This is a genomic window from Micromonospora sp. NPDC005197 (assembly GCF_040608295.1).
Lineage (GTDB): Bacteria > Actinomycetota > Actinomycetes > Mycobacteriales > Micromonosporaceae > Micromonospora.
Genome location: NZ_JBEXHY010000179.1, coordinates 1 through 8437, shown reverse-complemented (window position 1 = coordinate 8437; position 8437 = coordinate 1). Strand labels below are relative to the sequence as shown.

The 8437-nt window shown below is 71.9% G+C and carries 5 protein-coding genes and 3 pseudogenes; 5 read left to right on the top strand and 3 right to left on the bottom strand.

Features of this window, described 5'->3' with window-relative positions:
* The first annotated feature begins 240 nt into the window (after positions 1-240).
* Positions 241-726, top strand: a complete 486-nt coding sequence (locus ABZU46_RS29610; protein WP_354862905.1) for a hypothetical protein — start codon at positions 241-243, stop codon at positions 724-726.
* Positions 727-781: 55 nt separating this feature from the next.
* Here the strand turns inward: ABZU46_RS29610 and ABZU46_RS29605 are convergent.
* Positions 782-1366 (bottom strand): annotated as a pseudogene (locus tag ABZU46_RS29605) (ice-binding family protein); the annotation flags it as partial.
* Positions 1367-1674: 308 nt separating this feature from the next.
* Here ABZU46_RS29605 and ABZU46_RS29600 point away from each other — a divergent pair.
* The 3 genes and pseudogenes from ABZU46_RS29600 to ABZU46_RS29590 form a co-directional block, all read left to right on the top strand.
* Positions 1675-1899, top strand: a pseudogene (locus ABZU46_RS29600) (transposase); the annotation flags it as partial.
* Between the two features lie 13 nt (positions 1900-1912).
* Positions 1913-2032 (top strand): annotated as a pseudogene (locus ABZU46_RS29595) (transposase); the annotation flags it as partial.
* 57 nt (positions 2033-2089) lie between these two features.
* A complete protein-coding gene (locus ABZU46_RS29590; protein WP_354862903.1) occupies positions 2090-3235 on the top strand; it encodes an AI-2E family transporter in 1146 nt (381 codons plus the stop codon).
* A gap of 23 nt (positions 3236-3258) precedes the next feature.
* On the opposite strand, the gene ABZU46_RS29585 is transcribed toward ABZU46_RS29590, so the two are convergent.
* Positions 3259-4560, bottom strand: a complete 1302-nt coding sequence (locus tag ABZU46_RS29585) for an NAD(P)/FAD-dependent oxidoreductase (RefSeq protein ID WP_354862901.1) — start codon at positions 4558-4560, stop codon at positions 3259-3261.
* Between the two features lie 54 nt (positions 4561-4614).
* Complete coding sequence (locus ABZU46_RS29580) at positions 4615-6768, bottom strand: glycogen debranching N-terminal domain-containing protein (protein ID WP_354862899.1); 2154 nt, start codon at positions 6766-6768, stop codon at positions 4615-4617.
* Between the two features lie 119 nt (positions 6769-6887).
* Between ABZU46_RS29580 and ABZU46_RS29575 the strand changes: the two genes are divergently transcribed.
* Positions 6888-8336 (top strand): M20/M25/M40 family metallo-hydrolase, encoded by a 1449-nt coding sequence (locus tag ABZU46_RS29575; RefSeq protein ID WP_354862897.1) that lies wholly within the window; start codon positions 6888-6890, stop codon positions 8334-8336.
* Positions 8337-8437 lie beyond the last annotated feature (101 nt).

The following is an 8437-nucleotide window of genomic DNA, read 5'->3' as shown; positions in this document are numbered from 1 at the left end:
TCCGACAGCCGCCCCGCCCCCCCCCCGCGGGGCGGGCGCCCCCCCACCCGTGGCGGGGCCCGGGCCGGGATCACACCGGCCGGGCCACCGATCAGGACTCCAGGCGTCGACGCCGGGCGAGGAAGAACGCGACCGCGCCCAGGACGACCATCACACCTCCGACGCCGGTCATGGCCGGGACCACACCGCCGCCGGTGACCGGCAGGATGGGTTGCTTGCCGCCACCCCCAGGTTTGCCGGGTGCGCCGGGGCTGCCAGGCGCACCAGGGCTGCCGGGTGCTCCGGGAGGTCCGGACGGACCAGGTGCGCCGGGGCTGCCCGGTGCGCCCGGACTACCGGGTGCTCCGGGTGCTCCGGGGCTACCGGGCGCTCCCGGACTACCGGGCGCCCCCGGACTACCGGGCGCCCCCGGACTACCAGGTGCGCCGGGGCTACCAGGCGCTCCCGGACTACCAGGTGCTCCCGGACTACCAGGCGCTCCCGGACTACCGGGCGCTCCCGGACTACCAGGCGCTCCCGGGCTACCAGGCGCTCCCGGGCTACCAGGTGCGCCGGGGCTACCAGGCGCTCCCGGGCTACCAGGCGCGCCGGGGCTACCGGGCGCGCCGGGGCTACCGGGTGCTCCGGGGCTGCCGGGCGGGCCGGACGGGCCGGGTGGGCCGGTGGGCCCGGGTGGGCCGGACGGTCCAGGCGGACCCGTCGGCCCGGCGCAGATCGGTGCGGTGATGACGTTGGTGTCGAGGGTGACGGCGGCGGTGCGCGCCAGCGCGCGGCCCTGGAGGGTCGCGCCCGTGGCCATCGTGATCGCGGCCTGAGCCATGATGGTGCCCACGAAGGTGGTGCCGGTGCCGATCGTCGCCGAGCTGCCGATCTTCCAGAACACGTTGCAGGCCGACGCCCCGTTGGTCAGGACGACGCTGCTGTTCGACGCCGTCGTCAGCGAGGAGTCGACCTGGAAGATGAACACGGCCGACGGATCGCCCTGGCCGTCGAGCGTCAACGCTCCGGTCAGTTGAGCGGCCCCGATCCGGTAGACCCCTTCGTTGAGTGTGTTGCCACCCAGCTCCGCCGGGAGGTTGGTGAACGGGGTCCGGCCGGCGGCGTCGTTGAAGGCGATGGTCAGGTCGCTCTGAGCTTGGAGCGCCACCGCGTCGCCGAGGTGCACCTCCCCGCCGATGGTGGCCGTTCCGAAGCCGGACGCGGTGCTCCCGGGGAACCGCCCGAGGCTCTGGGCCAGAAAGCTGGGGCCGGTGTTGGTGGGCTCCGCTCCGGCCAGGACGGAGAAGTCGGCCGCCGTCCCCAGGTTGACCGGTGCTTCCTGCGCGTTTGCGGCGGTCGAGCTGAAGAGCAGCAGGCTGGCTGCCACCGTGGCGGCTGCGCCAGCGGCGAGCGACGGCAGGACCACCCGGCGCCGTAGCCAATTTTTGGGTTTAGCTGTCACAGAACACCCTCCGTGGGTACTACTCGCAGGAGACGTCGACCGAGCGGCGTCCTGCGTGAAACGGCCTGAATGGCGCCGATGAAGCGCGCTGATCACCACATCACGTCAGGTGTTCCAATGAGGGCAAATTGGAACAATAGCCCAAATCCATCTATCTGGATCAGACTGACATTCGCATTCGCAATTCGCCGGTTCTGGGAGTAGCGGGCGGGGTGCGTGGCCCGACCAACCTCCTGTGGAAGATCCGGGCCGGGGCGGCGTGGCGTGACATGCCCGCCCGCTACGGGTCCTGGCAGTCGATCTACACCCGTTTCCGCAGGTGAGCCCTTGACGCCACGTTCGAGCGGATGCTCGCCGGGGTCCAGGCCGACGCGGAAGCGGCCGGGGACATCGACTGGCTGGTGTCGGTGGACTCCACGATCGTGCGAGCCCACCAGCACGCCGCGGGCGCTAAAGAGGGCGCCGAGAAACGTCGTCGAATGCTGCTTCAACCGGCTCAAGCAGTGCCGCAGCGTCGCGACCCGCTACGACAAGACCGCGACCTCGTTCCAGGCCACCGTCACCATCGCCGCGCTGCTCCAATGGTTGTGAACCTTCGAAGACACGGCCTAGGCCGGCCTGCGCGTCCGCATTGCCGGGTTTCCGACGGTGCGCGCGGGGAAGGCCCGGCGGGTGAGCAACGCCGACAATCGGGCCACCGCCCGCCGGGCCCTGGTCGTGATCGGTCTGGTGCTGGCGACCGCGCTCGCGCTGGCCTTCGTGTACGCGACCCGCCGGGTGCTGGTCTGGGCCGTGGTGGCCGCCTTCTTCGCGGTCGCGCTCAAGCCGTCGGTGGACTGGCTGCAACGCCGGTTCGTGCGGCGGCGGGCGGTGGCCACGCTGCTCGTGTTCCTCACCGCGTTCGTCGTGCTGGCGGTCCTCGCCACGGTCATCCTGGTGCCGCTGCTCGACGAGCTGGGCCGGTTCGCCGATCGGGGGCCTGAGCTGCTGCGCGACGCGCGCGCCGGGCGCGGCCCGGTGGGCCAGCTCCTGGAACGCACCGGGGCACGACGCTACGTCAGCGAGCACTCCGACCAGCTGCGCGACGCCGGCACCCGGCTACGTCAACCCGCCGTGGGCGTGCTGCGCGGTGTCCTGCAGACGGTCGCGGGGCTGGTCACGGTCATCGTGCTGGCGTACCTCATGGTGTTGGAGTCGCCGCGGATCACCGGCAGCGTCCTCGCGGCGGCCGGGGACGGTGCGGGCGAGCGCCTGCGCCGGGTCGGCCGGGAGATGTCGCGGACGGTCACCGGCTACCTCACCGGCAACCTGCTGATCAGCGTGATCTGCGGGGTGCTGACCTTCCTGGTGCTGACCCTGACCGGGGTGCCGTTCGCGGGCGTGATCGCCCTGCTGGTGGCGGTGGCCGACCTGATACCGCTGGTGGGCGCGACGATCGGCGCGGTGATCGCCGCCGGCGCCGGGTTCCTGCACTCCTCCACCGCCGGAATCATCGTGCTCGTCTTCTTCGTCGTCTACCAGCAGGTCGAGAACCATCTGCTCCAGCCACTCATCCTGTCTCGTGCGGTGCGGCTCAACCCGCTGACCGTGCTGCTGAGCGTGCTGCTCGCGGCGGAGCTGGCCGGCTTGCTCGGCGCGCTGCTGGCCATCCCCGCCGCCGGCATCGTCCAGATCCTGCTGCGCGAGTACGGGCCGCGACGACTGAACCCGCCCCCACCGGCGGACCCCGGCGAACCGCCCCCGCCGGCCGTGCCACCACGTGGACCGGCCGGTCCCGCCACCTCGCGGGGCTGACCGGCCGGGTCGACGGTTTCCGCTCAGCGGCCGCGCACCGCGACCTCCGGCGACGTGCTCTCCAGCGGGACCGCGTTCGCCGGGACCAGCCCCAGCTGCACGGCCGAGCGGGTCAGCGCGGCGTCGAGCACCCAGTCGGCCCCGACGCGGGTGCGGTTGCCCGGCATTGCCATCAGGTGGTACGCCCGGGTGACCGCCTTGGCCGGCAGCCCGGCCAGGTTGACGTGCAACGGGTTCGCGGCCGCGTCCTTGCCGCCCAGGTCGACCACCCAACCCAGATCGTGGTGCCTGTACGGCTTGCGCTGCCCGAAGCCGTACGACGCGGCGATGTTGTGCGCCACGCGCTTGCCCTGCCGCTGCGCGTGCTGGGCCGTCATGCCGCAGATCTGCCCCGGATTCACCAGGTCGGGCACGGCTGCGGCGTCACCGCAGGCGAAGACCTCCGGATAGCCGGGGACGTTGAGGTACTCGTCGGTGACCAGCCGGCCCTTCTCGGTGCGCAGGCCCAGCTCGTTGACGAACGGGTCCGGCCGCACCCCCACGCACCACACAAGCGTGCAGGTCGGCACGTACTCGCCGTCGGTGAGCTTGACGCCGTCGCAGGTCGCCTCGGCCACCGACGTGCCCATCCGCACGTCCACCCCCCGCCGGTTGAGCACCTTGTGCGAGGTGACGGACATCCGCTTGTCCAGCTCGGGCAGCACCCGGGGGGCGACGTCGAGCAGCATCCAGCGGGGCCGGACGGTCAGCCGGGGCCGCTGCGCGTGCAGCGCGTCGGTGAACAGCTGCCCGTGCGCGGCGACCTCGGTGCCGGTGTAGCCCGCTCCGACCACCACGAACGTGGAGCGGGCCTGCTGCTCCGCCGGGTCCTCGGCCTGCTCGGCCAACTCGACCTGGCGGACGATGTGGTCGTGCAGGTAGACGGCCTCGGGCAGGCCGCGGAAGCCGTGCGCGTACTCGGTGACACCCGGGATGGGCAGCAGCTTGTTGACGCTGCCCACGGCGAGCACCAGCCGGTCGTACGCCAGGCGGTTCTTCTCCCCCTCGGGCTGGGTGAAGCCGACCCAGCGGTTCTGCAGGTCGACGTGATCCGCCTCGCCGATCACCACCCGGACGCCCTTGAGGGTCCCGGTCAGCGGCACGGCGATGCGCCCGGGCTCGACCACCCCGGCGGCCACCTCGGGCAGCAGCGGCAGGTAGAGGAAGTAGTCGGTGGAGTTCAGCACCACGATCTCGGCCCGGTCCCGGGCGATCCGGCTCAACGTCTTCGCCGCGTGGTAACCGGCGAACCCGGCCCCCACGATCACCACACGAGGTTTCGTCATTGCGGGCCGTTTCCCGTCGCAGCCCGGGACAAACGTCGAAGCGCAGGCGCGCGGTCAGCTGCGCTCGAGCCAGACGTGACCGTTGGAGCCCACCGCGTCCACACCCCACTCCTGACCGAAGGCCCGCACCCGGTTGGCCGAGATCCGGCCGACCTCCGGTGGAACCGCCGGGTCGAGCACGAGCCGACCCTCGACCGGGTTGAGCCCCAGCATCGCGCGGACCAGCGCCAGCGGCGTGCCGGACGCCCATGCCTGCGGGCTGCAGGCGGTGGGATATGGGACGGCGAACAGCAGCCGTTGCCGGTCGGACCCGCTGAGCGCCTCGGGCAGCCGGTGGTCGAACTGCTCGGCCGCGTCGATCATCGCCAGGCTGATCCGGTTCGCCTCCTTCCGGTAGCCGTAGCGGGCCAGGCCGAGCGCGATCAGCGAGTTGTCGTGCGGCCAGACCGTGCCCAGGTGGTAGCCGAAGGGCCCGTAGAGGCGTTCCTCGGCGGACAGCGTCCGAATGCCCCAGCCGGAGAACATGTCGGGCGACATGAGCTGGCGCACCACCGCATCCGCCCGCCCCTGCGGCACGATCCCGCTCCACAGCAGGTGACCCATGCTGGACGTCTTGGAGTCGACCACGTTCTTGTCGCCATCGAGGGCCACCGCGTAGTAGCCGCCCCGCTCGTCGATCCAGAAGTCCCGGTTGAACCGCTCGTACAGGGTGCCGGCCTCGTCGCGCAGCCGTGCCGCCAGGGTGGGGTCGCCCAGCGGGCCGTCGAACAGCTCGGCCAGCCGCACCTTGGCGTCGAAGGTGTAGCCCTGGATGTCGGCGGTTGCCAGCGGCAGCACCGGGATACGTCCGTCGGCGAAGCAGACGCCGTCCGGCGAGTCCCGCCAGCACTGGTTGCCCAGCCCCTCCGGGGACCGGGTGGCGTACTCCACGTAGCCGTCGCCGTCGCGGTCGCCGTACTCGTCGATCCACCGCAGCGCGGCCACCGCGTTGTCGCGCAGGTGCCGGACGGTCTCGTGGTCGGCGGTCCACCGCCAGTACTCCGAGAGCAGGATCAGCCAGAGCTGTGTGGCGTCGGCGGTGCCGTAGTAGGGGCCGTACGGCTTCTGGCCGGTACGGGTCAGCTCGCCGCTGCGGACCTCGTGCAGGATCTTGCCGGGCTCCTCGTCGGTGAAGTCGTCACAGGCGTTGCCCTGGAGTTTGGCGAGCGCGAGCAGCGTTCCCTTCGCCAGCGCCGGCCCGGCCACCAACGTCTGGTACGCGGTGATCAGCGTGTCCCGCCCGAAGAGGCTGAGAAACCAGGGCAGTCCCGCGCCGGGCAGCAGGATCCGCTGACCTTTGACCTCCAGTTCGAGCCGCAGCGCCGCCAGGTCGTCGCGGGACTGGCGGACGGTGCACTCCAGCGCCTGGCTGTCGCTGCGCAGCACGGCCCGGTCCTCGGTCCACCGGCGCAGCGGGTCTTCGGCCCGGCCTTGGACGACGTCGATGATGTCGCCCCGCACCGGTTCGACCACCCCCGGGCCCGGCGACAACGGCACCTGCAGGTCCACCAGCCAGTTGTCGCGCGGACGCAGGTGCAGGTCCCAGACCAGATCGTCCCCCTCGATCCGGTCCGCCGGGGTCGCGCAGCGCACCCGGGTCTCGGCGGTGAAGTCTCCGTTGCGGTAGGAGAAGCACAGCTCGGAGCCGTCGGCGGCGTGGTTGCGGACGATCTGCGCGGAGCGGTCCCGGACCACCGACTTGACCTCGAACAGGTCGGCGAAGTCCACGTCGACGGCCAGCCGCAGCTCCACCCGGACCGGCTCGGTCTGGTACGACACCATCTCCAGTCGCTCGTGGAAGCCGTCGCCGATGTAGCGCAACCGCCGGATGGCGAGACCGTTCGACGGCAGCCCGGGCAGCTCCGGGTTGGTGAGCACGTACTGCGCGGAGTAGTGCTCGAGGGTCTTGGCCCGCAACACCAGCAGCTGACCGCCGTTGACGGTGAGGGTCCAGCCGCTGATCAGGCGGGTGTCCAGGTGCACGAGCCCGCCGATGCTGCCCGGTGGCACGTCGCCGCGCGCGTCGGAGTACACAAACGTGGGGCCGCTGAGCACGGCGATCGAGTTGGGACCCAACTCGGGTGGCATCGCCCGCTGGTCGCCACTCACCCCCGTCGCGGGAGCCGTGCCGACGTGCGGGTTGGCGGGGGTCGCGCGTACGACAGCCATGACACCCACCGTAGGAACGACGGCCACGGAGTGTCATCACCCGGTCCGGGTGAAAGCTCACGCGACATCCACGTCTAGCGATATGGACAAACGTCACTATCGATGGGCAGGATGCCGTAATGGGATCAGACGACACCGGCGAGCGGCCCACGAGGCCGACCCGCCGCACCTTCCTGTCCGCCTCCGCCGCCGCCACCGCGGCGACCGCCGCCACCGTCGCGGTGCCCTCGCTGGCCGCGCCCGCGGCCGCCGACCCCGTCCCCGCCGGCCCCGGGCACCCGGCGCGCCCCCAACGCCCCGACCGTGAGCTGCGCGACCTGTTACGCCAGGTCGACCCACGCCGGATCGAGGCGACCGTGCGCCGGCTGGCCGCGTTCGGCACCCGGCACACCCTCTCTGACCAGGACGACCCCGAGCGGGGCATCGGCGCCGCCCGGGACTGGATCCACGCCCGCCTCCAGGAGTACGCGGCCACCTCCGGCGGCCGGATGACCGTCGAACTCCAGTCGTACGTGCAGCAGCCCGCCTCGCGGATCCCCACCGCCACCCGGATCACCAACGTGGTGGCCACCCTGCGCGGTGTGACCTCGCCGAACCGCACCTACGTCGTGACCGGCCACTACGACTCCCGGGCCACCGACGTGATGGACGCCGTCAGCGACGCGCCCGGCGCCGACGACGACGCGTCCGGCGTGGCCGTGGTGCTGGAGCTGGCCCGACTGATGGCCACCCGGCCCACGGCCGCCACTGTCGTCTTCGCCGCGGTCGCCGCCGAGGAGCAGGGCCTGTACGGCTCGGCGTACCTGGCCGCGCAGCTCAAGGCCGCCGGCGCGGACGTGCAGGGCATGTTCAGCGACGACATCGTGGGCAGCGGCACCGCCGACGACGGCACCCGCGACCCGTACGCGGTGCGACTGTTCGCCGAGGGGGTGCCGACCGCCGAGACACCGGCGGAGGCCACCACCCGGCAGTCCGTCGGCGGCGAGAACGACTCACCGTCGCGGCAGCTCGCCCGGTTCGTACGCGACGTGGCGGAGAACGACGCGACAGGCATGCGGGTGCGGGTGATCTACCGGCGGGACCGCTACCTGCGCGGCAGCGACCACATCTCGTTCCTGCGGGAGGGCTGGCCGGCGGCGCGGTTCACCGAGCCGAACGAGGACTTCGCCCACCAGCACCAGGACGTCCGCGTGCAGGACGGCCAGCAGTTCGGTGACCTGCCCGAGTTCTGCGACTTCGGGTACATCGCCCGGGTGGCGAGGGTCAACGGCGCGGCGCTGTGGTCACTGGCCCAGGCGCCCGGCACGCCCAAGGGCGCCATCATCGTGACCACCGACCTGACCAACAACACGACCCTGCGCTGGCAGCGCGGCGACGAGCCGGGCCTGGCCGGCTACGAGGTGGTGTGGCGCGAGACCACGGCCGCCGAGTGGCAGCGGGTGATCCCGGTCGGCGACGTCACCGAGGTCAGCATCGACCTGTCCAAGGACAACGTCTTCTTCGGCATCCGCGCGGTCAACCGAGCCGGCCTCCGCAGCCCGGTAGCCTTCCCCCGCCCCGGCAGCTGACCGCCCACCCCGCCCTCCCCCTTTCCCGCCCTCCGTCCCGTCCCGTTGATCAAGAGGTTTGCGTCACGACACGCCGGTGTCGGTGACGCGAACCTCTTGAT

Bases quoted from the DNA above. Each gene is read 5' to 3' on its own strand.
- ABZU46_RS29585 (WP_354862901.1), bottom strand. From the start codon at position 4,560: ATGACGAAACCTCGTGTGGTGATCGTGGGGGCCGGGTTCGCCGGTTAC.
- ABZU46_RS29580 (WP_354862899.1), bottom strand. From the start codon at position 6,768: ATGGCTGTCGTACGCGCGACCCCCGCCAACCCGCACGTCGGCACGGCT.
- ABZU46_RS29575 (WP_354862897.1), top strand. From the start codon at position 6,888: ATGGGATCAGACGACACCGGCGAGCGGCCCACGAGGCCGACCCGCCGC.